The organism is Sphingopyxis sp. MG, from assembly GCF_002953155.1.
Lineage (GTDB): Bacteria > Pseudomonadota > Alphaproteobacteria > Sphingomonadales > Sphingomonadaceae > Sphingopyxis > Sphingopyxis granuli.
Genome location: NZ_CP026381.1, coordinates 364,683 through 391,125, shown reverse-complemented (window position 1 = coordinate 391,125; position 26,443 = coordinate 364,683). Strand labels below are relative to the sequence as shown.

General features: G+C 67.1%; 21 protein-coding genes. 6 read left to right on the top strand and 15 right to left on the bottom strand.

Annotation, left to right across the window (positions count from 1 at the left end; genetic code table 11):
- Nucleotides 1-13 precede the first annotated feature (13 nt).
- Complete coding sequence (locus C3E99_RS01780; protein WP_076073483.1) at nt 14-1,192, bottom strand: acyl-CoA dehydrogenase family protein; 1,179 nt, start codon at nt 1,190-1,192, stop codon at nt 14-16.
- A 181-nt stretch (nt 1,193-1,373) separates the two neighbouring features.
- On the opposite strand from C3E99_RS01780, the gene C3E99_RS01775 reads away from it, so the two are divergent.
- The 3 genes from C3E99_RS01775 to C3E99_RS01765 all read left to right on the top strand — a co-directional run bounded on the left by C3E99_RS01775 (nt 1,374) and on the right by C3E99_RS01765 (nt 6,075).
- Nucleotides 1,374-3,023, top strand: coding sequence for a long-chain fatty acid--CoA ligase (locus tag C3E99_RS01775; RefSeq protein WP_104959325.1), 1,650 nt, complete (start codon nt 1,374-1,376; stop codon nt 3,021-3,023).
- A gap of 258 nt (nt 3,024-3,281) precedes the next feature.
- The gene (locus C3E99_RS01770) at nt 3,282-4,451 is read left to right on the top strand and encodes a thiolase family protein (RefSeq protein WP_083674995.1); all 1,170 of its coding nucleotides are present in this window, start codon (nt 3,282-3,284) and stop codon (nt 4,449-4,451) included.
- A gap of 52 nt (nt 4,452-4,503) precedes the next feature.
- Nucleotides 4,504-6,075 (top strand): AMP-binding protein, encoded by a 1,572-nt coding sequence (locus C3E99_RS01765; RefSeq protein ID WP_158682047.1) that lies wholly within the window; start codon nt 4,504-4,506, stop codon nt 6,073-6,075.
- 51 nt (nt 6,076-6,126) lie between these two features.
- Here the strand turns inward: C3E99_RS01765 and C3E99_RS01760 are convergent, their stop codons facing one another.
- Complete coding sequence (locus C3E99_RS01760) at nt 6,127-6,801, bottom strand: nitroreductase (RefSeq protein ID WP_076074074.1); 675 nt, start codon at nt 6,799-6,801, stop codon at nt 6,127-6,129.
- A 102-nt stretch (nt 6,802-6,903) separates the two neighbouring features.
- Between C3E99_RS01760 and C3E99_RS01755 the strand changes: the two genes are divergently transcribed.
- Nucleotides 6,904-8,007 carry a CaiB/BaiF CoA transferase family protein gene (locus tag C3E99_RS01755; RefSeq protein WP_076074073.1) on the top strand — a complete coding sequence of 368 codons (1,104 nt, stop codon included), beginning with the start codon at nt 6,904-6,906 and terminating at the stop codon, nt 8,005-8,007.
- A gap of 3 nt (nt 8,008-8,010) precedes the next feature.
- Here C3E99_RS01755 and C3E99_RS01750 read toward each other — a convergent pair whose 3' ends face one another.
- A complete protein-coding gene (locus C3E99_RS01750) occupies nt 8,011-9,129 on the bottom strand; it encodes an acyl-CoA dehydrogenase family protein (protein ID WP_076074071.1) in 1,119 nt (372 codons plus the stop codon).
- A gap of 19 nt (nt 9,130-9,148) precedes the next feature.
- Nucleotides 9,149-10,312, bottom strand: coding sequence for an acyl-CoA dehydrogenase family protein (locus C3E99_RS01745; protein WP_076074068.1), 1,164 nt, complete (start codon nt 10,310-10,312; stop codon nt 9,149-9,151).
- Between the two features lie 100 nt (nt 10,313-10,412).
- On the opposite strand from C3E99_RS01745, the gene C3E99_RS01740 reads away from it, so the two are divergent.
- On the top strand, nt 10,413-12,173 hold the full coding sequence (locus C3E99_RS01740; RefSeq protein ID WP_076074066.1) for an N-acyl-D-amino-acid deacylase family protein: 1,761 nt from the start codon (nt 10,413-10,415) through the stop codon (nt 12,171-12,173).
- Nucleotides 12,170-13,780, top strand: a complete 1,611-nt coding sequence (locus C3E99_RS01735; RefSeq protein WP_076074063.1) for a flavin-containing monooxygenase — start codon at nt 12,170-12,172, stop codon at nt 13,778-13,780. Before C3E99_RS01740 ends, C3E99_RS01735 begins: the two co-directional genes overlap by 4 nt.
- Before the next feature lie 72 nt (nt 13,781-13,852).
- On the opposite strand, the gene C3E99_RS01730 is transcribed toward C3E99_RS01735, so the two are convergent.
- The 11 genes from C3E99_RS01730 to C3E99_RS01680 form a co-directional block, all read right to left on the bottom strand.
- Complete coding sequence (locus C3E99_RS01730; protein ID WP_076074060.1) at nt 13,853-14,302, bottom strand: MaoC/PaaZ C-terminal domain-containing protein; 450 nt, start codon at nt 14,300-14,302, stop codon at nt 13,853-13,855.
- The gene (locus C3E99_RS01725; protein WP_067105180.1) at nt 14,302-14,868 is read right to left on the bottom strand and encodes an FAS1-like dehydratase domain-containing protein; all 567 of its coding nucleotides are present in this window, start codon (nt 14,866-14,868) and stop codon (nt 14,302-14,304) included. Before C3E99_RS01725 ends, C3E99_RS01730 begins: the two co-directional genes overlap by 1 nt.
- 43 nt (nt 14,869-14,911) lie before the next feature.
- Nucleotides 14,912-15,694: an enoyl-CoA hydratase-related protein gene (locus C3E99_RS01720; protein WP_067105181.1), complete on the bottom strand. Its 783-nt coding sequence runs from the start codon at nt 15,692-15,694 to the stop codon at nt 14,912-14,914.
- A 159-nt stretch (nt 15,695-15,853) separates the two neighbouring features.
- A complete protein-coding gene (locus tag C3E99_RS01715) occupies nt 15,854-18,172 on the bottom strand; it encodes an acyl-CoA dehydrogenase (RefSeq protein ID WP_083674992.1) in 2,319 nt (772 codons plus the stop codon).
- A gap of 30 nt (nt 18,173-18,202) precedes the next feature.
- A complete protein-coding gene (locus C3E99_RS01710; RefSeq protein ID WP_076074058.1) occupies nt 18,203-19,441 on the bottom strand; it encodes an acetyl-CoA C-acetyltransferase in 1,239 nt (412 codons plus the stop codon).
- A gap of 49 nt (nt 19,442-19,490) precedes the next feature.
- Nucleotides 19,491-20,273: an SDR family NAD(P)-dependent oxidoreductase gene (locus tag C3E99_RS01705; RefSeq protein WP_076074055.1), complete on the bottom strand. Its 783-nt coding sequence runs from the start codon at nt 20,271-20,273 to the stop codon at nt 19,491-19,493.
- Nucleotides 20,274-20,285: 12 nt separating this feature from the next.
- A complete protein-coding gene (locus C3E99_RS01700) occupies nt 20,286-21,053 on the bottom strand; it encodes an acyl-CoA dehydrogenase family protein (protein ID WP_067105185.1) in 768 nt (255 codons plus the stop codon).
- Complete coding sequence (locus tag C3E99_RS01695; RefSeq protein WP_076074052.1) at nt 21,053-22,201, bottom strand: acyl-CoA dehydrogenase family protein; 1,149 nt, start codon at nt 22,199-22,201, stop codon at nt 21,053-21,055. Before C3E99_RS01695 ends, C3E99_RS01700 begins: the two co-directional genes overlap by 1 nt.
- A gap of 70 nt (nt 22,202-22,271) precedes the next feature.
- Nucleotides 22,272-23,936, bottom strand: coding sequence for an AMP-binding protein (locus tag C3E99_RS01690; RefSeq protein WP_083674989.1), 1,665 nt, complete (start codon nt 23,934-23,936; stop codon nt 22,272-22,274).
- A gap of 25 nt (nt 23,937-23,961) precedes the next feature.
- Nucleotides 23,962-25,140, bottom strand: coding sequence for a lipid-transfer protein (locus C3E99_RS01685; RefSeq protein WP_067105187.1), 1,179 nt, complete (start codon nt 25,138-25,140; stop codon nt 23,962-23,964).
- Nucleotides 25,137-26,429 carry a Zn-ribbon domain-containing OB-fold protein gene (locus C3E99_RS01680; protein WP_158682046.1) on the bottom strand — a complete coding sequence of 431 codons (1,293 nt, stop codon included), beginning with the start codon at nt 26,427-26,429 and terminating at the stop codon, nt 25,137-25,139. Before C3E99_RS01680 ends, C3E99_RS01685 begins: the two co-directional genes overlap by 4 nt.
- Nucleotides 26,430-26,443: the final 14 nt, after the last annotated feature.

Here is a 26,443-nt window from a genome sequence, read left to right as displayed (position 1 = left end):
CGGCCCCTCCCCTTCAAAGCCCGAGCGCGCGGCGCGCGATGATGTTGCGCTGAATCTCGCTCGACCCACCATAGATGGTCGTGACACGCGAGAAGAGCGCGCCCTGAAGCGCCAGCGGCATGGCGTCGGACAGACCGCCGTCATCGAGCGGCTCGAAATGCTGCGCTTGCGGTCCCAGCGCTTCGATCCACAGGGTCATCGCCTGCTGTAGCAACTCGGACCAGCGCAGCTTGACCATCGATCCACGCGGTCCCGAATCCGCACCCGCCGCCGCATCGGCCATCAGGCGCAAGACCATGGATTGCACTCCCAGCGCCTCGATCTCCACCTGCGCCAGCTTCGCACGAAAGCCGGGCTGTTCGATCAGCGGACCCGTGCATGTTCGTCGCCGCGCGGCCGCGGCGCGCACCGCGCGCAGCGTCTGCGGCAGAAACATCGCAGTCGCAGCAGCGACCATCCGCTCGCGGTCGAGCAGGACCTTGCCGTAATTCCAGCCCATGCCCTCCTCGCCGACCAGGTTCGCGGCCGGAATGCGGACATCGTCGAGGAACACCTCGTTCGTGTGATGCTTTTCGTCGAGCGTACGGATCGGGCTGACTCGGATGCCGGGGGTATCCATGTCGACGAGCAGCAGCGAAATGCCCTGCTGCCGCCGCGTCTCGCTGGAGGTGCGCGCCAGCACGAACATGCGGGTCGAGACATGGGCATAGCTCGTCCACATCTTGTGGCCGTTCAGGATATAGGTATCGCCATCGCGTACCGCCCGCGTGCGCAGTGCCGCCAGATCCGATCCCGCGCCCGGCTCCGAATAACCCTGACACCACCAATCCTCGCCGCTGATGATGCGCGGCAGATAGAAATCCTTCTGCGCCTGGCTGCCATAGGTGAAAATGATCGGCCCGATCAGTTCGAGCCCCTGGTGATATTGCGAAGGTGCATCGGCCGCCGAAGCTTCCGACCAGAAGATGTGGAGTTGCTGCGGCGTCCAGCCGGTGCCGCCATATTCGGTCGGCCAGGTGGGCGCCCCCCAGCCGCGGTCGGCCAGGCAGCGTTGATAGGCGGTCAATGTTTCGGGCGGCAGCCGCAGTCCGGCACGCACCGTCGTTTTCCATGCGTCGGGAATGGCATTTGCGAAAAAGGCGCGGACCTCTCGTTGGAATTCCCGGTCTTCGGGGGTCAGGGCCAGATTCATCGGGCATCTCCCATCCTGCTTGGGGTGCCCATAGCCACGGCCGCCGCCGCCTGGCTCGCGGTCCGGCGACGACGGCGCCAATTTCGCAAATGTGATTGTCGGGGCACGCATCATGCCCTGCTTCGCTTGCGCGCCGGGGCACGCGATCAGGTCGCAGCCCGGCTTTGGAAGGAGAGAGACGATGCTCGGCGCAATGCAGGCGCACCAGCTGACGACCGCGATGCTGATCCAGCATGCCGCGACCAATCATCCGCTCCGCGAGATTGTGTCGCGCGGCGAAGACGGAAGGCTGACCCGGTCGAACTGGCGAACCGTGGAAAGCCGCGCGCGCCGCGTCGCGGCGGCGTTGGCCGACCTGGGACTTCGTCCGGGAGACCGCGTCGCGACGCTGGCGTGGAATCGCCTGCCGCACCTCGAGCTCTATTACGGGGTCAGCGCGGCAGGCATGGTATTGCACACGGTCAATCCGCGCCTGTTTCCAGAACAGATCCGCTATATTCTCGACCATGGCGGGGCGCGCGTGCTCTGCGTCGATCCCGACCTGTTGCCACTGGTCGAACCGATGCTGGCCGACCTGCCGAAGATCGAACGGGTGATCGTCCTCGCGCCGCAGGCGACGATACCTGCAACGACGATCGCCGACCCCATTGCCTACGACAGCCTGATCGCCGAAACGCGCCCCATCGAGCGCTGGCCGGCCATCGACGAGAATTCGGCGAGCGCACTGTGCTACACCTCGGGGACGACGGGGAATCCGAAAGGCGTCCTCTACAGCCATCGATCGACGGTGCTGCATGCGATGAGCGCACTCGCGGCCGACTCCATGGCGCTCGCCGCTGCCGATTCGATCCTTGTTGTGACGCCGCTCTTTCACGTCAATGCGTGGGGGATTCCCTATTCCGCGGCGATGGCGGGCGCGAAGCTCGTCCTTCCCGGCTCGGCACTCGATCCCGTCTCGCTTCACGATCTGATGCGCGACGAGGGCGTCACCTTCTCGCTCGGCGTCCCGACGGTCTGGCTGGCCTTCCTCGATCATCTGCGCCGCGAGCGGTCGAGCGACGAGCGGGCGGCGCTCAGGCTCAACCGGGTATTCACCGGCGGCGCGGCGACACCCCGCGCATTGATCGAACAATTCCGCACGCTTCTCGACGTCGAGACGATACAGGCGTGGGGTATGACCGAGACGAGCCCCGTCGCCACCGTCTGCCGTCCGCTGGCTCATCATGCCAGCCTGCCTCCGCATGCGCAGATCGACCTGCGCGCACTGCAGGGGCGCGCGGTGTTCGGCGTCGAACTGCGGATCGAGGACGAGGAAGGCCGCGAGCTGCCGCGAAACGGCGAGCTATCGGGGCTGCTCAAGGTGCGCGGCCCCTGGGTGCTCGACGCCTATCACGGTCAGGCGCCGGGAAGCGCCGTCGATGCCGACGGCTGGTTCGATACCGGCGACGTCGCCAGGATCGACGCCGATGGCTTCCTCCAGATCACCGATCGTGCCAAGGATGTCATCAAGTCGGGCGGCGAATGGATTTCATCCATCGACCTCGAAAATGCGGCCGTCGCGCATCCCAAGGTCGCCGAGGCGGCCGTGATAGGCGTCGCCCATCCCAGATGGCAGGAGAGGCCGCTGATGCTGATCCGGCTGCATCCCGGCGAAAGCGGCGACCGGGCGGAGATACTGGACCATCTCGCCGCGCATGTCGCGCGCTGGTGGCTTCCCGACGATATATTGTTCGTCGACGACCTGCCGCACACGGCAACGGGGAAGCTTCTCAAGACCGAATTGCGAGCACGCCACGGCGATCATTTCGCCGATCGCCTCGGGGTCGGCTGACCCGTCCGTATCATCAGTTGCGTAAAAGGCAACGGTCGCCTCACAGCGGTTTTCAGTTCCTGTTTAAATGGTATTGACCAATACCATATCCATGCATATTTTATAACATTCTGATCGTCGCACGACGCTTCGGGATCGAGTCAGCGGAGGCGACGACCCTCGAACGGCACGATCCACGGGCGGTTGGGGTATTGCAGTCAATAGAGCGCCGGGCCGGACCTTTGCCGTCTCCCGCGCTCCTCCAGAGGAAAATCTGTGATGGAAACTATCATCATCGGCACGGGGTCCAGCCGGTTCGGAATGTTCGTCGATACGCCGGCTCGAACGCTCGCCGCCGAAGCGGTGGCGGAAGCGCTGAAGGACGCGGGGCTGGAGGGCAAGGATGTCGGCCTCGTGCTGGTCGGCAACGCCGTGGGCGGTGTCGTGACCGGACAGGAGATGATCCGCTCGCAAACCATATTGTCGCAGTCGCTGCTGGTCGGGCGACCGATGGCGGCGGTCGAGAATGCCTGCGCATCGAGTTCTTCGGCCTTCTATCTCGCGCATCTCGCGATCCAGTCGGGCATGCACGACGTGGTGGTGGTCGTGGGCGCCGAGAAGATGACGTCGACCGATCGGACGCTGGCGACGAAGGCGCTGGCGGCCGCAACCGACGTGTCGCTGCGACAGGAGGCGGCCGGCGATGGCGGCAAGCCCCGCCCGGTCTTCATGGAAATCTATGCCGCCAATGCGCGCAACTACATGGCACGCTCGGGTGCGACGGCGGAGGATTTTGCGGACGTCGTGGCGAAGAACACCCGGAACGGCAGCCTGAACCCGATCGCGCAGGTCAAGGTTCCGCTCTCGCGCGAGGATGTCCTGAACGCGCGGGAGATCGTGGCGCCGCTCACCCGTCCCATGTGCGCCGGTATCGGCGACGGCGCGGCGGCGATCGTCCTCTGCTCCTCCGGCTTCGCCAGGGCAAAGGGCAAGAAGGGCCCGAAAGTGCGGACGAGCCTGCTCGCGTCGGCCGAAATCGAGGACAATCACGAGATCGTCTCGCGGACCGCCGCCAAGGCGTTCGAAGCAGCGGGCATATCGCCCGAGGACGTCAGCCTGGTCGAGTTGCACGACGCCGCCGCGCCGGCCGAAATCATGGTGCCGGAGGAGCTGCTGCTGGTCGCACAAGGGGACGGTCCGTCGCTCATCCGCAGCGGAGCGAGCCGGATCGACGGGCGATTGCCGATCAACCCTTCGGGAGGCCTGACGGCGCGCGGGCACCCCGTCGGAGCCACGGGCGCCGCCCAGATCGTCGAATTGGCCAATCAGTTGCGCGGGCGATGCGGGCCGCGGCAGGTCGCGAATCCCCGGATCGGCCTCGCCGAGAATGCCGGTGGCAGCATCTTCAATGGTGCGGCCGCGTGCATGATCACATTGCTGGAGGCCTGACCGGCTCTCCGCATTCGATGCCGAAGACATGCAGATGCGCGGGGGTTCCGGAATGACCGAACGAGTCATCAAGTCCGAAGAGGTCGTCGTCAGATCCCTGCTCGAACGCGGGGCAAGTCGCTCGCCCGACGAGATATTGGTGAGCTTCGAGGATGGCGGGACGCTGACCCGCGCCGAGGCGCTGGGGACGGCCTATGCCTTCGCGAACGAACTCAGCGCGCGGGGCATCCGCCGCGATGACCGCGTTCTGGTGATGTTGCCGAACGGCGCCGATTTCCTGCGCGTCTGGTGGGGGATCGCATGTCTGGGAGCGGTTATCGTCCCCGCGCACGTCGGCTTCCGCGGCGCGATGCTGCGGCATCTTCTGGAGCTGTCGGCGCCCGCGCTGATCGTCACGAATGCGAGCTTCGCGCCAGTCTTCGACGACGAAGACCTCTCGATCCCGGTCGCGCTTGCGGAAGAGATGCGCGGGACCGACCGCACGCCGCCCCGGCTGGACCGGCCGATCGAATATTGGGACACGGCGATCTGCCTTTTGACGTCGGGAACGACCGGGCCGTCGAAGCTGGCAAGCTGCACCTATCTGCACGGTCTGCGCGGCGGCGCGAATTTCGTCGCGGACGGATCGCGGGGCAGCGAGGATTGCCTGCTCGTCGACATCCCCCTCTATCATGGCGCCGCCTTGCGTTTCGTCGTCGCCGCGCTGGGATGCGGGGTGCGCCTGCATGTGCGCTCGGCCCCTTCGCTCTCGACCTATTGGCAGGACAATGCCCGCGCCGGGGTCACCATGACCGCGCTGATCAGCAGCATGGTGCCGTTTCTGACGAAGCAGCCCCCGAGCCCGTCGGATCGCGATCACAAGGTGCGCATCGTCCTCGCCAGCCCGCCGCCCCGCGATCCGGAGGCGTTCAAGCAGCGCTTCGGCATTGCCGAAATCCGGACGGGCTATGGCTCGACCGAGGTCCCGGGTCCGCTCGCAAGCCATCCCGACGACGAACTGCGCGACGGCTATTGCGGGCGGCTCACCCCCGACTACGAATGCCGGCTCGTCGACGAAAACGACCTCGACGTTCCGGAAGGCACGCCGGGGGAACTGATCCTGCGGACGCGACAATCGTGGCAAATCATCTGCGAATATATCGGCAACAGCCCCGCAACCGCAAAGGCTTGGCGCAACGGCTGGTTCCATACCGGCGACGTGATGCGACGGGACGCGCTCGGCAGGTTCTTCTTCGTCGACCGCGTCAAGGATTCGCTTCGCCGTCGCGGGGAGAATATCTCGTCGGTGGAAGTCGAGAAGGCCGTGGCGCTCTTTCCGGGAGTCATCGAGGCCGCCTGCGTCGGGGCGGTGTCGGACGGCGGAGACGACGAGGTAAAGGTGTGGCTGGTCGTCGAAGATCCGGGCACGTTCGATCCCCACGCGTTCTTTCACTTCTGCGCGCATGGTCTGCCCTATTTCATGGTCCCCCGCTTCGCTGCGCTCACGGATGAATTTCCGAAAACGCCGAGCATGCGCATACGCAAGCATGAACTCAGAAACCGGCCCAACGGCGAGTTTCACTGGGATCGGGAGGAACTGGGCATTTCGGTCAGACGACCAGGCGCGTCGATTTCCGCCGGCTAAACAGCGGCGCAAAGTTGAGGCCGCCCGGCCGATCGCTCACGCCGGCACCCGCTACACCTCGAAAAAGTGCGCCGCTTCGGCGATAGCGGCCCTCGGCGTACAGAAGGCGTTCGCGGGATGGGCCGGATCGGCGTAGCCGAAGGAGATGCCGCAAACGACCCGGCGATCGGGCGCCATTCCGAAATGACGGCGTATCACCTCGGGATGGCGCGCCAGGGCTGCCTGAGCGATGCTCGCGACGCCGCGACTTTTTGCCGCAAGCATGAAATTATGGACATAGGCTCCGCAATCGATCGCGCCATAGAGACCGAGGTCGGCCGGCGACGTCACGATCGCGACGTGCGGCGCCCCGAAAAATCGATAATTATCACGCGCGGCCTCCTGCGCGCGTGCGCGATCGCCGCGCTCAATACCCAGGCTTTCGTATAGCAGGCGCCCGCATTCCCGGCGCCGCTGACCATAGACGCCGGAATATTCGGACGGAAATTCGAAGTCGGGGGCGGGCTCCGACCGTTCCGCCGCCGCGGCATAGGCCGCACGAAAGCGATCCGTCGCTGCGCCCGTGGTGATGAAGAGTTGCCAGGGCTGGCTGTTGCACCAGGACGCCGTCTTCTGCGCGCTGGCAAGGATGGCCTCGATAATGGATCGATCGACGGAATCGGGAAGAAAGGCCCTGCAACTGCTTCGTGCGACCAGCAACGCATCGAACGAATCGGCACCAGTCAATTCCGCTCCCCTCCTCCACCGCGCATGCGATTTCTCTCTGGCTATAGCAGGATATGATACTGTATAATACCATATTATTCAATACTATTGAAAGGCATTCCGATGCAATCGCAGGATATGACCGGACCTTTGCAGGGAATCCGCATCGTCGAATTCGTGGGGATCGGGCCGGGCCCCTTCGCCGCGATGATGTTGGCCGACATGGGAGCGGAGATCGTCTCGATCGCGCGACCGGATACAGGGATCAAGACGCCGGAGGATTTCATCTTTCGCGGGCGGCGGGTCGTGGAGCTCGACCTCAAGGATGAGGAGGACCGCCTGCGGGCCTTCGATCTCGCCTGCGCCGCCGATGTCGTCATCGAGGGGTTCCGGCCTGGCGTCATGGAACGGATGGGCCTGGGGCCGGACCGGCTCGCGGCGCGCAACAGGGCGCTCGTATATGCGCGGATGACGGGGTGGGGACAGGCGGGGCCGCTTGCCCGGATCGCAGGGCACGACATCAACTATATCGCGCTGACGGGCGCCCTCGATTCGATTCGCTGCTCCGATGGCGCTCCCGTGGCGCCGCTCAACCTCGTCGGCGATTATGGCGGAGGCTCGCTCTATCTGGTCGTCGGCGTGTTGGCGGCTCTGATCGAGGCGCGCCGCACCGGCTGCGGACAAACGGTCGACGCCGCCATATGCGATGGCGTGTCTCACATGCTGTCGACCTTCTACTCGCTCCGGGCGCGCGACCGCTGGTCGGACACGCCGGGAACCAACATCCTCGACGGAGGGGCCCATTTTTACGGCACCTACCGCTGTTCCGACGGCAAATTCATCGCCCTTGGCGCGATCGAACCCCAATTCTACGCCATATTGTGCGAGAAGCTGGGCCTGGACCATGACCCGCGACGCCAGATGGAGCAGTCGGATTGGTCCGGTTTGCGCGGCAGGTTCGCGGACATCGTGGCCGGCAAGACGAGGGCCGAATGGGAAGCGATCTTCGACGGAAGCGACGCCTGTTTCGCGCCGGTGCTCAGCCTCGACGAAGCATCCCGCCATCCCCACATGATCGAACGCGGCGTGCATCGGGTCGAGCGGGACGTCGTGCAGCCTGCCCCCGCCCCCCGCTTTTCCAACCATCCCTCAGCAGGACCGCGACCCGTCGCGCAATCCCGCACGTCAGCCGAAGCCATCCTGTCGGAGTGGCGTCAGCAGGCCTAGCGGCTAGGCAGCCGCCAGCCGGGCGCCCATTTCGGCGAGCTGCTGGCGCGCGGCCCCGAACTGGAATTCGAGGTGCCGCTGCCTGAGCGTGAGCCATGGCAGTTCGGACTCCATGACCACGCCGATCCCGCCCTGCAGCAGATGGGTCGTCGCGGCAGTCAGGCTGCCGACCTCGCTCGCCCAATATTTGGCGCTCGATGCTTCATCGGGCGCCGGGATGTCCGCCGCCAGCAGGTCCGCGGCGTGCCACATGGTCAGGCGCAGCGCCTCGATGGCGATGTAGACGTCGGCGGCACGCAGCGCGACCATCGGAGAACTAGCGAGCGACCGCCCGAACTGTTCGCGCTGGTTGACCCATTCGGCGGTGATGCCGAGCGCGCGCCGCGCCGCGCCGAGCTGGCAGGCGGCGACGGCGACGCGGGCGCGCTGCACGATCCAGTCGAGCACCGAGGCGCGCTCCGCCTCGTCCCCCAGCACCATGTCGCCCGCAACCGGAACCGCGTCGAGCGTCATCAGCGCCTCCGGCGAGCCGTCGGCCGAAACCTGCAGTTCGCGCGCGACGCCGGACGACGTCACATCGACCAGGAACAGGCCGCTTTCCCCGTCCTCCATCCGCGCGGGAACGAGGACGAAGTCGGCCATCATGCCGGCCGCGACCGAGGTCTTGATCCCCGAGAGCAGGAAGCCGTCGCCCGATCGCACCGCCGTCGTGGCGAGCCCGAACGGCGTTTCCATCGCCGGTTCGTCGAGCGTCGCCGTCGCACAGAGCGATCCCGATGCGACGCGGCGGGCCACATCGCTTTGCCTCGCCGACCGGCCGAAGCGGGCGAGCGGCATCGCGGCGAGCACGACATTGGACAGAAAGGGGACCCGCCCCCCGTGCGCGCCGATCCGTTCGAGCACCGAACAGGCCTCCCGCATACCGAGGCCGCTGCCTCCGAGCGCTTCGGGTACGCCGATCCCGTAAAGCCCACTGTCGGCGAATTGCCGATGCAGCGCCGCGTCATACCATCGCGCCGAATCCAGCGCCGCGATCGACCGGCCTTCGCCGGCGGCATCGCGGAGAAGGCGATCGGCCAGATCGGCGACCGATCGTTGCAGGTCGGTAGGCTGAAAGTCCATTGGGTTGCTCCCTCGAAATCTAGCGAATGCGCGGAAAGGCGAGCGCGTCGGTCGCGATCAGGCCGCGCAATATATCGTTCGCCCCGCCGCCGAACTGCTTCACCAGATAGCCGTTATAGGCCTTGATGAGCCTGCCCTCGAGGACCGCCATCGGCGAGGTGCCGCGCAGCGGCGCCTGCGCCCCCAATATTTCGAGGAGCAGGCGCTGGCACAGGATCAGCGTTTCGCTCGCGAAGACCTTGTAGCTGGACGATTGGGCGAAGCCGATCTCGCCCTGATCGAGCGCCGCGGCGAGTTCGGCGGCGTGAAGGCGCGACACCTCCAGATGCGCGCGCATCCGGGCGAGGTTCGTCTGCACCCACGGCCGGTCGATGATACGGCGGCCGTCGATACCGACCGTCCGGCGCGCCCATTGCGTCACCTGCTCGACCATATGCGCGGTGCCGGCGACCGTGAAGCACAGGACCCGCTCGCGGCTCAGCTGTCCCATGATGAGCTTCCAGCCGTTCCCCTCGCCGCCGACCAGATTGTCCGACGGCACGACGACATCCTGATACCGCGTCACCGACACCGGATAGTGATCGAGAATGTCCAGCGGGGTCCACGAGTAGCCGGGCGCATCGGTGGGGACGAGCAGGACCGAAATGCCGCGATGGGGCGGCGCGTGCGGATCGGTGCGCGCCGCGAGCCACACATAGTCGGCGACGTTGGAGAAGCTGGTGAACAGCTTCTCGCCATTCACCACATAGCCCGACGCGTGCGGAACCGCCGAGGTGGAGAGGCTGGCGAGGTCCGTGCCCGCCTGGGATTCGGTGTAGCCGATCGAAAACAATATCTCCCCCCGGACGATCGCGGGGAGAAACCGCTCCTTCTGCTCGGCGCTGCCGAAACGCTGAATCAGCGGTCCGACCGTATGGGTGGTCAGAAAGGGCAGCGAGACCCCGGCGCGTTCGGCCTCTTCGGAGACGATGAGCTGCTCGACCGCAGACCGGTTGCCGCCGCCCCATTCCTCGCCGAGCGAAATCCCGAGCCACCCGTCGGCGCCGAGCTGTCGAACCAGCGCCCGGTAATGCGTGCGCTTCTCGGTCGAGCCGTCGCCGCCGAAACGACGCACAAGATCCTCGAAATAGGATCTGACCTCCTTGCGGAAATCTTCGATCCGGGCCGGGTAGCGGGTGTCCATGCCAATCGCCTTTCTTGACGCGTTCCGGACGCGCGCCCGCACAATAGTATGGACTAATATAGTATTCAAGCATACATAATGGAGCCGGGAGGATGTGACGATGCTCGATCTGGCCATCAGGGGCGCGCTGATCATCGACGGCACGGGCGGCGAACCCTATTCCGGCGACGTCGGGATCGCGTCGGGGCGAATCGCGTCGGTCGGCCGGACCGGGCCGGCGCGAGAGGAGATCGATGCGCGCGGCCGCATCCTGACGCCGGGCTTCATCGACATCCACACGCATTTCGACGGACAGGCGACATGGGAGAACCGGCTTGCCCCTTCGTCGGAGCATGGCGTGACGACAGTCGTCACGGGCAATTGCGGCGTCGGCTTCGCGCCGTGCCGGCCGGGCGACCGCGATGCGCTGCTGGCGTTGATGGAAGGCGTGGAAGACGTCCCCGATGTCGTGATGGCCGCCGGCCTTCCGTGGACATGGACCAGCTTTCCGGAATTCCTCGATTTCCTCGATCAGCGGCAATTCGACATCGATGTCGCGGTGCAGATACCCCACTCCCCCATTCGGGTCTTCGTCATGGGCCAGCGCGGCGTCGACCGGGCGCCAGCAACGCCCGGGGAAATCGAACGCATGGCGGCGCTGGTCGAAGAGGCGATCGGGGTGGGCGCGATCGGCGTATCCACCTCGCGTTTCCTGCTGCACCGCACGAAAGCCGGCAAATTGTCGCCGAGCGTCGACGCCGCGGAACAGGAACTGCTCGGCCTTGCGGAAGGGCTGCGGCGCGCCGGGGACGGCGTCTTCCAGCTCATCGCCGCCGTCGATTCGACTGCTGCGGACGAATATGCGCTCATGCGGCGCCTGGTCGAAAAGTCCGGCCGTCCGTTGTCGTTCACGCTCGTCGCCGAACAACTGCCGAACTATCCGGGCGAAAAGGATGCGTGGCGCATCTTCCGGCACAGGCTGGCCACCGACCAGCCCGCCGGCGCCCCCATTCGCGGGCAGATATTCCCGCGTCCGATCGGCACGCTGCTGGGCCTCGATCTTTCCTATCATCCCTTTTCGCTGAACCCCTCTTACGCCCCGCTGCGCGATCTGCCGCTGCCCGAGCGCGTCGCCCGAATGCGCGATCCGACGATCCGTGCACGCCTGCTCGCCGAAACGCCGCAATCCGACAATCTTCCGGCGCTTCGCATGGTCTCGCTCGACCGCGAACATTATCGGCTCGGCGACCCGCCCCGATACGATCCGACGCCAGACGAGGAGATCGGCCGACTGGCGGCGCGCGCGGGGCGCCGCAAGGCGGATCTGCTGTACGACTGCCTGCTGGAGGACGACGGCAAAGCCATCCTCTATTGCCCCAGCGGAAATTTCATCGACCACAGGCTCGACGCCGCCGGAGAATTGCTGCGCGATCCCAACACGATCGTCGCGCTGGGAGATGCCGGGGCGCATTATGGGATGATCTGCGACGCCAGCTATCCCACCTTCCTGCTGACGTACTGGGTCCGCGATGCCGCACCCGGCGCCGGGCTCACGCTGCCCGACGCGGTGCGCAAGCTGTCCGCGATACCCGCGGACGCCGTCGGCCTTTCCGATCGCGGAACGATCGCGGTCGGACAGAAGGCCGATCTCAACATCATCGATCTCGAGCGGCTCCGCCTCCACGGCCCCGCCGTCTTTCACGACCTGCCGGCGGGCGGAAGGCGGTTGCGGCAAAGGGCCGACGGAATCGCCGCGACCATCGTCAGCGGAGAAGTGACCTATCGCGACGGCATCCCCACCGGCCGGCTTCCCGGACGCCTCGTGCGCCGCGGCCGAACCGCAGCCTTCGCATCGCGCACCAATGGAGACAGCCGATCATGACCGACAACGACGCCATGCGCCACGACGTCATCGTCATCGGCGCCGGACTGGCGGGGCTCTACATGCTCCACAAGCTGCGGCAGACCGGGCGACGGGCGATCGTCATCGAAGCCGGGTCGGACGTCGGGGGAACCTGGTACTGGAATCGATACCCGGGCGCGCGTTGCGACGTCGAAAGCCTCGACTATCAATATACATTCTCCGACGCGCTTCAGCGCGAATGGACGTGGAGCGAGCGCTTCGCCCGGCAGGACGAAATCCTCGCCTATATCAACCATGTCGCCGACCGCTTCGACCTGCGCCGCGACATCGTCTTCGATACCCGCGTCACGCGCGCGCGCTTCGTCGACGCGGCGGCCGAGTGGGAGGTCGAAGCCGATGACGGGTCGCGCCACGTCGCGCCGTTCCTGATCGCGGCGACCGGCGCGCTGTCGCTGCCGCAAACGCCGTCATTGCCGGGAATCGAGGATTTCAAAGGCGACATCTATCATACTGGGCGCTGGCCGCACGACGGCGTCGACTTCACCGCGCGCAGGGTGGCGGTCGTCGGGACCGGCTCGTCCGGAATCCAGGCGATCCCGAACATCGCCGCGCAGGCCGAGCGACTCTACGTCTTTCAGCGCACGCCGAATTTCAGCCTTCCCGCCCGGAATGCCCCCCTGACAGAGCAACAGGTGGAAGAACGCCGACGCAATTTCGCGGATATCGCGAGATCGAACAAGGCGTCCCCCAACGGGCTTTACAGGCCGCCGTCCGACGTCGCGACCCAATCGGCCCTCGACGTGCCGGAGGAGCAACGGGCCGCGGACTATGAGAAATGGTGGAACCGGGGCGGAACGCTGCTGATGCGGACGTACACCGACCTCCTGATCAACGCCGATTCGAACCGGACGGCGACCGAATTTGCCCAGCGCAAGATCCGCGACATGGTGGAGCAGCCCGACGTCGCCGACAAGCTGACCCCGCATTATCACATCGGGACGAAACGCATCTGCCTCGACAGCGGCTATTACGAGACGTTCAACCGTCCGAACGTCACGCTGGTCGACGTGAACGAGGACCCGATATCGACCATCACCGGCGACGCCATCGTCACCGCGGGGCGGACCTGCCCGGTCGATGCCATCGTCTTCGCGACCGGCTATGACGCGATGACCGGCCCGCTGCTGGCGATGGACATCACGGGACGCGCTGGCCGGACGATGCGCGAGGCCTGGTCCGATGGCCCGCGAACCTATCTCGGTCTGTCGATCGCCGGTTTTCCGAACCTGTTCGTGGTCGCCGGCCCGGGCAGCCCCTCCGTGCTCGCCAATGTCATCCTGTCGATCGAGCAGCATGTCGACTGGATCGCGGACTGCCTCGACCATATGCGCGACCGGGGGCTCGAGACGATCGAGGCATCGCCCGACGCACAGGACGCCTGGGTCGAGCATGTCAACGAGGTGGCGCAGGCGACGCTCTATCCCCGGACGAAATCCTGGTATTCGGGCTCCAACATCGCCGGAAAGCCGGAGATCTTCATGCCCTATGTCGGCGGGCTCGGCCGGTACACCGCCTATTGCGCCGACGTCGCGCGCGACGGTTATGCCGGCTTCGTCCTTTCCTGACGGGGCGGCTCGCCGCGTCGCCGTCCATGCCGGGTCGCCCGCCCGGGTCCTGCCCCGGGCGAGCGAACGCCGTCACGACAGGGATCGCGGGGCGACGTCGAGCATCACCGTCACCTTGGCGGGGCAGCAGACGCCCTCCGCATTGCCGACGTCGATGTCGATGTCGGCCAGCGCCCGCCCCTGATCGTCGCGATAGCGGCGGGTCACGACGCCTTCGCCGTACATGCGATCGCCGCCATAGACGGGACGCTGCATCGTCATCTTTCGCTTGACGATGAAGGCGCCCGGTCCCGCCCAGTCGGTCACTACGCGGTCGATGAACGCCTGATAGACCATCGTGTTCACATAGATGGTCTTCTGCCCCTGGCTTTGGGCGTAAGCCGCTTCATGATGCCCCGGGAACATGTCCATCGACGCAACCGCACCCCAGACGACGCGCGTGTAGGGAAAATCGAGCTCGATCCGCGGCACGACGGTGCCTTCGGCCGCATCGTCCCATGTCCTGTTCGGCCGTATCGCCATCACGCGTCTCCCTTTTCGTGCGGAATGAAGCGGAACACATTGTTGGTGTTCCGGGCGACGATCTCGCCATTCTGATTCAGATAGGTGGTGACGACGGTGACGAAGTGGCCGGTGCCGAGGCGCGTCGTCTTTTCCGGGCTGATGCCCGACACTTCGTCGTAGGAACTGATCCGGTCGCCGAGCAGGATCGGACGAAAGAATTCGGTTTCGGCCGAAGCATTGATCACGGTGGCACCCGGAAGCGGGACGCTGAACACGATGTTGCGGCGGGTTTCGACGCCGCCCGGCCGCCATGGAAGCGCCTTCGACAGGGTCGCCAGCAGCCCCATCGGAGCGACGATGCCGCCCCACTGCGCCTCGGCATATTCGGCGTCCCAATAGCTTGGATTGGCGTCTTCGATGCTGCCGGCGAAAAACTGGGTGATCGCCTCGGTCGCCGAGAAATCGGCCGTGTGCACGTCGCTTTTCCTGCCGACGATCTTCAGCCCTTCCTCATAGGTGCCGATGACCGCCTTCGAGAGCGCGCCGCCGTCGGGCTGGCCTTTCGCCTGTGATGTTCCTGTCATGCTCATCCCTCGATCTGTTGGTGAATCCCTGCCGACGCCGGGCTCAGCGGCCGACCCATATGGGTTGGCGCTTGCCGGCGAAGGCGCGCGGTCCCTCGATGAAATCCTCACTCGCGCGCATGGCCTTGAGCGCCGGATATTCGGCCGCGAGCGCCGCATGGACGCCGCCATGCTCGAGCCCCGCATAGGCGCATTGCTTGGTCGCCCGCACCGCGAGCGGCGAACATTTCAGGATCCGGTCCGCCCAGTCGCGCGCGCTCGCCATCAGTTGGTCGTGCGGCACGACCTCGTTGACGAAACCGAGCTCGCGTCCTTCGGCCGCATCGACGCGCCGCCCGGTGAGCAGCATGCCCATCGCCTGCTTCATCGGAATCATGCGCGCGAGCCGGTGGATTCCGCCGGCGACGGCGGCCAGCCCGACCAGCGGTTCGGGCAGGGCGAACACCGCCCTGTCCGACGCGACGATGATGTCGCTCGCAAGCGCGATCTCGAAGCCGCCGCCGAAGGCGATGCCGTTGACCGCCGCGATCACCGGCTTGGTGAGATCGCTGCGATGGGTGATGCCTCCGAAACCCGAGGGCGGAAAGGGCTTGCGGTCCTTGAGCGGCGTCGCGGCGGTGGCCTTCAGGTCGTTGCCCGCGCAGAAGGCCCGGTCGCCCGCTCCGGTCACGATCGCGACCCACAGATCGGCGTCGGCCGCGAACGCATCGAAGGTGGCGGCCAGTTCCTCGTGCGCGGCGTGATGCAGCGCGTTCATCACGTCGGGCCGGTTGATCGTGACCGTCAGGACGCGCCCGTCGGTTTGCGTAGTGACAAATTCCCTCACCCGTGGCCTCCGCTGTCGGAGCGCCTCGAACCGTGCGCGACCGCACGGACATCGAACGCCCGAGCCGACCGATCATGGCCGACTATTCCGTATGGTTCTATACCATATTGAACAGGATCATGATAGCAAGCGCTTTTTGCGATCCTGTCCGGTGTCGCCTCAGGACGGAAGCCCGAGGATCGACTTGGCGATGATGTTCTTCTGGATCTCCGTGGTGCCGCCCAGGATGGTGAAGACGCGCTGGTAGATATAGTTGGCGGTCGCCGTCCGGGTGAAATCCTCCGCCGGACCGAACCGGCGTTCGGGCGCGCGACTGTCGGCGAACGAAAAGGGCAGCGCGTCCTCGCCGAGCATCTCCATGTTGAACTCGGCGATGTCCTGGCCGAGTAATGTCGCGGCGATCATCGCCATCGACACGTCCTGCCCAACCGAGCCGGTTTCCCGAATATCGGCGAGCAGGCGCGCGATCCACGCGTCGAGGGCGCGCATCCGTATCTTCAGCATCGTCAGCCGGGCCTTCAGGGCGGGGTGGTCGCCGAAGGGGCGACCGGCGGCGTCGAGCCGCCCGGCCGAACGGACCGCGCGGCCCATGGCCTGACGCAAGGCGAGCGATCCAAGCACCCCTAATCGTTCGTGCGACAGCAGATATTTGGCGATCGACCAGCCGCGCCCCTCTTCGCCGACACGATTCTCGGCGGGCACTTCGACGTCCTGGAAGAAGACCTCGTTGAAGCCGTGATGTCCGTCGGCCGAGATGATGGGCCGCACCGTGATGCCGGGCGAGCGCATGTCGGCAAGCAGGAAGGTGATGCCGTCCTGTCGCCTTTCCTCGCGGCTCGTCCGGACGAGCATGAAGATCCAGTCGGCGTGCTGCGCCGCGGTGGTCCAGATCTTCTGGCCGTTCACGACATAATGATCGCCGTGCCGTTCCGCGCGCGTCTGGAGCGAGGCAAGGTCGCTGCCCGCCCCGGGCTCCGAATAGCCCTGACACCAGGAGGTCGTGCCCGCCATGATCCCCGGTAGATGGCGCGCCTTCTGCTCGGCGGTGCCGAACGCATTGAGGATCGGCCCGGCCATCTTGATCCCGAACAGCGGCAGCCGCGGCGCGTTCATCTCTGCGGTGATGGTCTCGAACAGGAACTGCTCGACCACCGAAAAGCCCGGACCGCCCTCCGCCTCGGGCCAACTGTAAGCGAACCAGCCCTTGCGGCCGAGGGCCTGCTCCCATTCGAGGCGAAGGGCCTGCGGCGGCGTGCCTCCAGCCGCCGTGATGGCCCGCGTCTCTGGCGACAATTCGGCCTCGACGAAGGCCCGGATTTCTTCGCAGAACGTCGCCTCGGCTTCCGATAGCGGCCCCGCCGCCCCGCCCAGTTCGCCATCGTCGAGCGCGGCGAACCGGTCGCAATGATGCCCGGCGTCGCCGAAGATCGTCGACAGGAAGATCAGCTTTCGGAAATAATGGCTGACGACACTTTCGTCGGTCGTGCCGATCGCGCCGTGAAACTGCACCGCATCCTGACCGACCTTGCGCGCCGCCCGGCATCCCAGCACGCGGGCGGTCGCGACCGCGAGGCTTCGGTCCGCCGTGCCCGCCGCAAGTGCAGCGAAAGCCGCCCCGGTGGCGACCCGCGTTTCGGCGATCATGCGCAGCAGGTCCACAAGCCGATGCTGGACGACCTGGTTCGCGCCGATCGCACGCCCGAACTGCACCCGCTGCTTCACATGGTCCAGCGTCAGGTCGAACAGGGCCTGCATGGCACCAAGCGCCTGGCTCGTCGCGGCGAGCGCCGCGAAGTCGAGCCCATCGTCGAGAATCGCCTGCGCCTCCGCCCCCTCCGCGATCAGGCAATCGAATGGCAGGTCGACGTCGTCGAAGCGGATATCGGCGCCGCCTTGATTGTCGATCAGCGCATAGCCGTCGCACTCGACGCCGGCGGTCGCGGCGGGAACGAGCAGCAAGGCCGGCGTCCCCTCGGCCGACTGCGACGCGACGATCAGCGTGTCGGCATCGCCGCCGCCAATCACCACCATCTTGCATCCGGACAGGCGAATGCGATCGCCGTCGACATGGTGGACCGTGGTGCCCGTCCGGCCGAAACGAGCCCCCGGTTCGGACCAGCCGAACGCCAGCCGCTCGCTGCCCTCGATCACCGACGCCAGACAGGCGGCCGCGCGGGCGGATCGATCGGCCGCGCGCTGGAGAAGCTGGAGGCCGATCATGTTCGCCAGAACGGGGGCGTCGAAAAGCCCACGCCCCGTTTCTTCGAGCACGACCGCCGCCGCGGCCAAGCCCCGGTCGAAGCCTCCATGCGCGGGGTCGAGCCCGGCGAGCAGCAGACCGCTGTCGCGGACGGCGGCCCAGACGTCGGGATCGCAGCGTCCGGTCGCGCCGGCCGAGTTCCAGACCGCCGGCCGCTTCCGTTCGACGAGCCGCCGGACGCTTTCGCGCAGCAGTTCCAGTTCGCTGTCTTCAGCCACTCGAAACCCCTTCCTTCGCAGCGACCGGGATCAGCCGATCCGTTCGATGATGATCGCGGGCGCCATGCCGCCGGCCGCGCACATGGTGACCAGCCCGCGTTCGAGGTCGCGCCGTTCGAGTTCGTCGAGGATCGTGCCGATCAGGATCGCACCGGTGGCGCCGATCGGATGGCCGAGCGCCATGGCCCCGCCGTTCACATTGACCTTCTCGCGGTCGAGATCGAGATCGCGGATGAACTTCTCGGCCACCACGGCGAACGCCTCGTTCACTTCGAAGAGGTCGATGTCCGCGAGTTCCATTCCGGTCTTGCGCAGGATTTTCCGGGCCGCCGGAACGGGGGCGTTGAGCATCAGCGTCGGCGAATCCCCGGCATTGGCCATCGCAACCACGCGGGCGCGCGGTTTCAGGCCATGCGCGCGCGCATAGTCGGGCGATGCAAGGAGCAGGGCGGCCGACCCGTCGACGACGCCGGAGGAATTGCCCGCGTGATGGACATGGTCGATCTCGAGCCCGGGGAATGCCCGGGTGACGAGGTCGCGATAGGTGGTGCCGTCCGCGTCGACCACGATGTCGGCAAGCGCGGCGAAGGAGGGCTTGAGCGCCGCCAGGCTTTCCAGCGTCGTGTTCGGCCGGGGAAATTCCTCGCGGTCGAGCGCGACGGAGCTATCCTCGCGCACGACGCGGACAAGGCTGCGATCGAAGTGGCCGCCCCGGATCGCATGATCGGCGCGCTGCTGGCTGAGCAGCGCGAGCGCATCGAGATCGGCGCGGAAAATCCCTTCGATCGTCGCGATCGCGTCGGCGGCGACGCCCTGATGCGACTGGGGATGAGCGGCGCGCAGGTGCAGATTGCCGCAATCCATGACCGACGGTTTGTCGCTGCCGCGCCGTCCCGGCATCGACATCATCTCCGTGCCGCCCGCGACGACGAGATCCTCCTGCCCCGCCATGATCGTGGCGGCCGCGAAATTCACGGCGCTGATGCCCGAGCCGCAAAAGCGATCGAGCGTGATGCCGCTGCTCTCGACCGCGAAACCGGCATCGAGCGCGGTCATCCGGCCGAGGTCGCCGCCCTGCGTATGAACCTGCGCGCTCGTTCCCCAGATCACGTCGTCGACGTCGCGCGTGTCGATTCCCGTTCGCTCCACCAGCGCGCGCAGCACCGTGGCGCCGAGTTGCTGCGGGTGGATGTCGGCGAGCGCGCCCTTGCCCTGCTTGCCGATGCCGCGCGGCGTTCGGCACGCGTCGATGATCCATGCTTCCGGCATTTCCCGTTTCCCTTTCCTGATGTTTCGATCCGTGCCCTGTCGGGCCGGCCTATCGCGGCTGCATCCGGATCGCTCCGTCGAGCCGGACGTGCTCGCCGTTGAAATATCCGCAGGTAATCATCGTCTCCGCGAGCTGCGCGAATTCGTCGACCCGGCCCAGCCGCTTCGGAAAGGGGACCTGCGAGGCCAGGCTCTGCCGCACCGCCTCGGGCGTGCGGGCGAGGAGCGGCGTGTCGAACAGACCCGGCAGGATCGTGTTGACCCTGATCCCCTCCGACGCGAGATCGCGCGCGACGTTGAGCGTCAGCCCGACGATGCCCGCCTTCGAGGCGGAATAGGCGACCTGGCCGATCTGGCCTTCTTTTGCGGCGATCGAGGCGGTGTTGACGATCACCCCGCGCTCGCCTTCCGCGTCGGGTTCGAGCGCGAGCATCCCGGCCGCGCTGCTGGTGATGCAGCGGAACGTCCCCAGCAGGTTGATATCGATGATCCGCTCGAAATTCGCCATCGGATAGAGGCGCGCCTCACCCGTCTCGCGGTCGCGGCCGGCGGTCCTGGCGCCGCCGCCCACCCCGGCGCAATTGACCAGGATACGCTCCTGCCCATGCGCGGCGCGGGCCTGCGCCAGCCCGGCGGCGACGCTCTCCATGTCCGAAACATCGACCGGACAGAACAGGCCGCCGATGTCCGCCGCGATCCGTTCGCCGCGTTCACGATCGATGTCGAACAGCGCCACCCGGACGCCGTGCGAGGCGAGACGCCGCGCCGTCGCCTCGCCGAGACCCGACGCGCCGCCGGTCACGACGGCCGAAACATGCGGACCCAATTCCATTTCGATTCTCCTTCACGTCGAACGCTGCAGGCCGACGACGATCTCGATCGCCGGTGCGTCGTCGTCGAGCACCGCGGCCCCCAGCCGTTCGTCCCAATAGGTGGCGCCGCCGTGCGCCATGCCGAGCGCCCGCAACCGCGCGGCAAGACCGCCCAGCGCATGCTCCCCGCTGATGCCGATCGCGCCATGGACCGCATGGGCGGTCGCCGTGACGACGCGGGCCGCGCGCGTGGCGCGGGACTTGGCGATGGCCACCAGCGCATCCCGGGGCGGACGCCGCCACCCGGCAAAGGCCGCTTCGGTGGCGATGCGCGCAGCGAAGACATGCTCCGCCATCACCGCGATCTGGTGCTGCACCGCCTGAAAACGCGCGATGGGCCCGCCGAACTGCTCGCGGACACGCGCATAGTCGACGGTCATGTCGAGCAGCGCCTCCATGAGGCCGACCATCGAGCCCGCGGCGAGCAGGGCGGCGAGCGGCCGGGCAACGTCGGCGCAGCCGCGATCGACGAGAAACCGTTCGATATCCGCGACCGCGAGCGCGTCCGGCTCGTGGCGGCGCGCCACGATGGTCTGCACGACCGGCAGCGCGGGGCGCAGCCGGGCCGCGGCGACCGCGAGGCCGAAGAGGCCGTCGATCCCGACCCCGGCGCCGCCTTCGGATTCGGGCCGGCACAGGTCGAGGAAACCCGCGGCGAGAAGTTCGCCCCACGGGTCGGCGGCGTCCGCCGCGCGCAGGCAGCGGTCGAACTGTTCGAGCAGAAGCGGATCGATCGTCATCAGCGAAGCCCCAATCCGCGCGCGATGATCCCGCGCAGCACTTCCCGCGTTCCGCCGCGCAGCGAGAAGGAGGGCGCCATCGCGGCGGTATAGTCCAGCGCCGCGGCGAGGTCGGCCGGGATCGGCGTGCCGAGCGAGGCGAGATGCTCGGCGATCCGTTCGGGAACATCCTGTTCGAAACGGGTCCCCAGATCCTTGACGATCGACGCCTCGGTGACCGGGCTTTCGGGGTCGTCGAGTCGTGCGGTGACCGCGAGGGACATCTGCCGCAGCGCGCCGAGCTCCGCGATCAGCCGGCCGGCGAGCGCGCGGTCGGTCGCGGTCGTCTCGCGGCGGCTGCGCACGAAGGCCAGCCACCGGTCCAGCAGCACCATGCTCGAATAGAGGCGTTCGGGGCCGCTGCGTTCGAAGGCCAGTTCCTTCATCACCTGCGCCCAGCCTTCGCCCTCGCGCCCGACGAGCGCATCCTCGCCCAGTTCGACGTCGTCGAAATGTACTTCGGCAAAATGCGCGTCCCCCGCCAGATCGAGGATCGGCCGGCGCGTCACGCCGGGCAGCGAAAGATCGACGATGAACTGCGACAGCCCCTTTTGCCGATCGCCGGGCTTCCCCGACGTGCGGACGAGCGCGATCATGAAGTGGGCGAGATGGCCGTTCGTCGTCCAGATTTTCGATCCGTTGAGCCGCCAGCCGCCGCCCGACGGGGTGGCGCTGGTGCGGACGCCGGCCAGGTCGGACCCCGCCCCCGGCTCGCTCATGCCGATGCAGAAATGCGCCTCGCCGCGGCATATCCGCGGAATGTAGCGCGCCTGCTGGGCCTCGGTGCCGAAGTTCAGCAGCAGCGGCGCGCTCTGCCGTTCGGCGATCCAATGCGCGGCGACCGGCGCACCGGCGGCGAGCAGTTCCTCGTTGAGGACGAAGCGCGCGAAATGGCTTCGCCCGCCGCCGCCAAGGCGGCGTGGCAGCGTCAGCCCCACCCAGCCGCGTTCGGCGAGGCGGGCGCTGAAGGCGGCGTCATAGCCGAGCCATGATCGCGCGCGGCGGCCGGCGGGCATTTCGCGCAGTTCCCGGTCCAGAAAGGCCCGGACCTCGCCGCGAAGTGCCTCGTCCCCGGCGGGGATGGCGGTCAGTTCGAGCGGGCGGATCATGCGCGCGCTCCGGCGGGCACAGCGGCGCCCGCAGCGGCGCGGCGGCCGCCCTGCCATCGAGGAAGCCGAGTCATCTTTTTTCGATCACGATCGACGACGACGCACGATCCCAGGTCGCGGCGGTGATGCCCTCGGCGCGCAAGCGGTGCTTCATCACGCGCCCGGTGGGCGTGCGCGGCAGTTCGGTGCGGAACTCGATGAAGCGGGGAACGGCGTAATAGGGAACGCGCTCGATCGACCACCGGCACAGCTCTTCCGCGTCGACCGTCATGCCGTCGCGCGGAATCGCCACCACCTTCAGCTCGTCCTCCGACACCTCGGACGGAACGGCGTGGACCGCCACATCCTCGATCGCGGGATGAGCGCGAAAGACCGCCTCGATCTCGAAGCTCGAAATATTCTCGCCGCCGCGGCGCAGATAATCCTTCTTGCGATCGACGAAGGTCAGATAGCCGTCGGCGTCGATCGACACGATGTCGCCCGAGTGGAACCAGAGGTCGCCGAACACCGCCATCGTTTCGACCGGGCGCCCCCAGTAGCCGGTGAACATGACATTGGGGCGCACCGGGCGCAGCAGCAGTTCGCCGGGCACGCCGGGCGGGCATTCCTCGCCCCGGTCGTCGACGACGCGCGCATCGAAGTCGGGCGACAAGATGCCCGACGTCCCCGGCCTTTCCCGGCCGATGCGACGATAGGCGACCGGCGCCGCCTCGGTCATGCCGAACGCATGGTTCCCGACGATCGCCGTTCCGAAGCGTTCGCGCCAGATCGTCTCGATCGGGGGCGGAAAGGGAACCCCCAGCGCACAGCGCACCTGGCCGAAGCAGCGCGCCGCGACGTCGCTGTCGGGGGCGTGGGCGATCAGCGCGATCATCGACCCCATCAGATTGACCTGCGTCGCCCCGCTCGCCTCGACCTCGCACCAGAAGCGACCGAGCGAAAAGCGTTCGAGCAGGACCGACCGGGCACCGACCATCATCGAGGCGAGGATCAGGTTCGTGGTCGCGGCGATGTGGAAAAGCGGCAGCGGGCTGAGCACGACATCGTCCTGGCGGCGGTCGGTCGCCTCGCGGACCCGGCCGCTCATGGTCAGGACATAGCCGTGCGGGAGCGCGCAGCCCTTCGACGGCCCGGTGGTGCCGGAGGTGTAGATGATCAGCGCGATGTCGCCGGGCTCGACCCGCGACGCGACGGGCTCGTCGCCGCATGCGCGCAGGAGCGAGAAGTCGGGAAGTTCATCGCCCTGACCCCCGCGCGCGATGATGGTGCGCAGCGCCGTCAGTTCGGACCGGATCGCCGTCACGCGCGGGATGTAATGCGCCTCCGCGATCAGCAGTGCCGATCCCGCGTCGTTGATCTGGTGGCTGAGGAAGCCGCCCTTCAGGGCGGTGTTGAGCGGCACCGCGATCGCGCCCAGCTTGTTGATCGCGAACCAGATGAGGACGGCGTCGTCGCTGTTGTCGAGCATCGTCGTGACCGTCGCGCCCTTGACCACCCCCTGCGCCTCCAGCCCGCGGGCGAGCCGGTCCGCCTCGCGGTCGAACGCGGCGAAGCTGTAGGAGACGTCGCCGAATTCCAGAAAGGTCCGATCGGGCCATTGACGCACGGCTTCGGCGAGCAGGCCGGGGATCGTCATCTGCCCGGCCTGGCTCCAGAGCGGCCCCGCGTCCGCCGGGCGGTAGGGGCGCGCCGCCGATGTCGGGGCGGATTCTGCGGATTCGGAAGGGACGGGCATCGGCTCCAACTCTCTCGCCATCATGTCATGCATCGGCGCGCAGCACGACCCCGCTGGTCGGCACCCCGGTTCCTGCGGTCACCAGCACGTTGCGGCAATCCTCGACCTGGTTGACGGCGGTGCCCCGAATCTGGCGCACCGCTTCGTTCAGGCCGTTCATGCCGTGGATATACGCCTCTCCGAGCTGGCCGCCGTGCAGGTTGATCGGCAGTTTCCCGCCATGTTCGATATTGCCGCCGGCGATGAAGTGCCGCGCCTCCCCCCGCGCGCAAAAACCCAGTTCCTCGAGTTGGAGCAGGACGAAGGGGGTGAAATGATCGTAGAGGATCGCGCAGTCGATGTCGGAAGGCGCCATGCCGCTCTGCGCCCAGAGCTGCCGACCGACCATCGCCATTTCCGGAAGGCAGGCGATGTCGTCGCGCGCATAGCTCGTCATCGCCTCCTGCCCCGCCGCCGCGCCTTGCGCGGCGCCCGCGATATGAACGGGACGATGCGGAAGGTCGCGCGCGCGCTCCGCGCTCGTCACGACCACCGCGACGCCGCCGTCGCTTTCCTGGCAGCAATCGAGAAGGTGAAGCGGATCGACGATCCAGCGCGAGGCCTGATGTTCCTCGATCGTGATCGGCTTTTCGTAGAACCAGGCATTGGGATTGGTGGCCGCATGCTTGCGGCACGCAACGGCGACGCGGCCGAAATCCTCGCTCGTCGCGCCATATTCATGCATGTAGCGCCGCGCGACCATCGCGATGAACGAGGCGGGGGTGGCCAGGCCGAACGTGGTGTACCAGCCCATGTTGATGCCCTGCGAGGTCGCCACCGGGACGGCGGGAGCGCCGAAGCGGTTCCCCGACCGTTCGTTGAACGCGCGATAGCAGACGACATAATCGGCGAGCCCGGCATTGACGGCCAGCGACGCGAGCATGATCGTCGCGCAGGTGCCGCCGCCGCCGTATGGCGTGCGGGTAAAGAAGCGCAGCCCCTGCATGCCGAGGCTGCGCGCCACGTCGATTTCGGAGCTGGTGTCCGACATGAAGGTCACCAGGCCGTCGATGTCGGAGGGCTTGAGACCGGCGTCGCGCAGCGCGTGCTGCGTGGCCTCGATCGCCAGTTGCAGTTCGGACCGGCCCGACTGTTTGGAAAATTCGGTGGCGCCGATGCCGACGATCGCGGTCTTTCCGGTCGGAAAGCTGGTTGAACTGGTCATTTGCTTGTCTCGCTATCCCGAATGCTGAACTGCGCCTCGAACCCGCCGCCGAGCGGTGTCGATGCGGTAATCGCGAAGTCGTGCGCGCCGGACGGGCTCCCCCGGATCGTGAGGACGGTGTCCGCCAGCACGGGCCGACCCGCCGCGACCTCGAACATTTCGATGCGTCCCGGATCGTGCCGGCGCAGATAATCGTGCGCGAAGGCGGCCGCGCTCGCGAGGTCGAGGACGGTCGCCGCATAGCCCGCGGCGCGCGCGGCGGCGGGGTCGCGATGCAGCGGCGACAGGTTGTTGCCGGCGACCGCGGCGCCCGCGACGCGCGCGGCCGGAAGCTCGATATCGACCGGTTCCAGCCCGGTCTCGGCACCGAGGCACGCGGGAAGGATCCCGTCTCCGTCCGCGGGGACGAACAGCGGCATCGCGCGTTCGAGGCTGTTCGCGGGCCGGAACCGGACCTCTACCTCCATACCGATCCGGACGTCCGCGGGATCGATTCCGACGATGTTGCTGACGATGCGAACGCCTTCGTCGAGCGCGATCAGGCCAACGACATAAGGCGACGGCAGATCGCCCAGCCGCGAATGGTTGATCGTGAAGCTGTGGACCGTGCCGCGGCCCGATGCGGTGACCGTATCCCACGACAGCGACCCGCAGGCGGGGCAGCTCGGCCCGGGCGGATGGCGAAGCGTCCCGCATTCCTTGCAGCGCTGGATGAGCAGAAGCCCGCGATCGACCCCGTCCCACCAGAAGCGATTGTCGTTGGCCACGAGCGGCTGCGGCCATCGCGAGCGGCCCGTTGGCGCAGGCCCGGCGTTTCGCTGCAATATGGTGAGTTCGACGATAGAAGACGAGGCGCCGCCATCGCCCGATATTCCGGCGGCGATCCGGACCGCTCGCCCCGCGCCGACCGCGCTTTCCTCGTAATCCTCGACCGGTCCCGCCGACAGCGACACGCGCACCGGCTGGCCGACGGCGATCTCGCCCGACAGGTGCGTGCGGATCCGGATGACCTGCGGCGGCGCCACGCCCTCTCCGCCGGCGCCGAACAGCCGCGGCAGGAGGCCGCCTTGCTCGCATGCGGCGCACGCGAGCGCGGGGAGGAAGGCCGCCGGAACCGCCATCCCGTCGCGGGGCAGGTCGAGGGCCAGGCCGAGCGCGGCCGACCAGCGCGCAATGTCGAATGCGGTCACCGGCCCCATATCGACAACCACGGACCCGGTCGCGGGTGCTGCCCCGTCTCCGCCGGAATCCGGGCGGCTCGAATCGTTCAGTGTCAGCTCTTCAGCCATGAATATTCTCCCTG

Bases quoted from the DNA above. Each gene is read 5' to 3' on its own strand.
- C3E99_RS01740 (WP_076074066.1), top strand. From the start codon at position 10,413: ATGCTCGATCTGGCCATCAGGGGCGCGCTGATCATCGACGGCACGGGC.
- C3E99_RS01690 (WP_083674989.1), bottom strand. From the start codon at position 23,936: ATGCCCGTCCCTTCCGAATCCGCAGAATCCGCCCCGACATCGGCGGCG.
- C3E99_RS01755 (WP_076074073.1), top strand. From the start codon at position 6,904: ATGCAATCGCAGGATATGACCGGACCTTTGCAGGGAATCCGCATCGTC.
- C3E99_RS01680 (WP_158682046.1), bottom strand. From the start codon at position 26,429: ATGGCTGAAGAGCTGACACTGAACGATTCGAGCCGCCCGGATTCCGGC.
- C3E99_RS01725 (WP_067105180.1), bottom strand. From the start codon at position 14,868: ATGACAGGAACATCACAGGCGAAAGGCCAGCCCGACGGCGGCGCGCTC.
- C3E99_RS01780 (WP_076073483.1), bottom strand. From the start codon at position 1,192: ATGAATCTGGCCCTGACCCCCGAAGACCGGGAATTCCAACGAGAGGTC.
- C3E99_RS01765 (WP_158682047.1), top strand. From the start codon at position 4,504: ATGACCGAACGAGTCATCAAGTCCGAAGAGGTCGTCGTCAGATCCCTG.
- C3E99_RS01685 (WP_067105187.1), bottom strand. From the start codon at position 25,140: ATGACCAGTTCAACCAGCTTTCCGACCGGAAAGACCGCGATCGTCGGC.
- C3E99_RS01695 (WP_076074052.1), bottom strand. From the start codon at position 22,201: ATGATCCGCCCGCTCGAACTGACCGCCATCCCCGCCGGGGACGAGGCA.
- C3E99_RS01735 (WP_076074063.1), top strand. From the start codon at position 12,170: ATGACCGACAACGACGCCATGCGCCACGACGTCATCGTCATCGGCGCC.
- C3E99_RS01700 (WP_067105185.1), bottom strand. From the start codon at position 21,053: ATGACGATCGATCCGCTTCTGCTCGAACAGTTCGACCGCTGCCTGCGC.
- C3E99_RS01710 (WP_076074058.1), bottom strand. From the start codon at position 19,441: ATGCCGGAAGCATGGATCATCGACGCGTGCCGAACGCCGCGCGGCATC.
- C3E99_RS01745 (WP_076074068.1), bottom strand. From the start codon at position 10,312: ATGGACACCCGCTACCCGGCCCGGATCGAAGATTTCCGCAAGGAGGTC.
- C3E99_RS01775 (WP_104959325.1), top strand. From the start codon at position 1,374: ATGCTCGGCGCAATGCAGGCGCACCAGCTGACGACCGCGATGCTGATC.
- C3E99_RS01750 (WP_076074071.1), bottom strand. From the start codon at position 9,129: ATGGACTTTCAGCCTACCGACCTGCAACGATCGGTCGCCGATCTGGCC.
- C3E99_RS01730 (WP_076074060.1), bottom strand. From the start codon at position 14,302: ATGGCGATACGGCCGAACAGGACATGGGACGATGCGGCCGAAGGCACC.
- C3E99_RS01770 (WP_083674995.1), top strand. From the start codon at position 3,282: ATGGAAACTATCATCATCGGCACGGGGTCCAGCCGGTTCGGAATGTTC.
- C3E99_RS01705 (WP_076074055.1), bottom strand. From the start codon at position 20,273: ATGGAATTGGGTCCGCATGTTTCGGCCGTCGTGACCGGCGGCGCGTCG.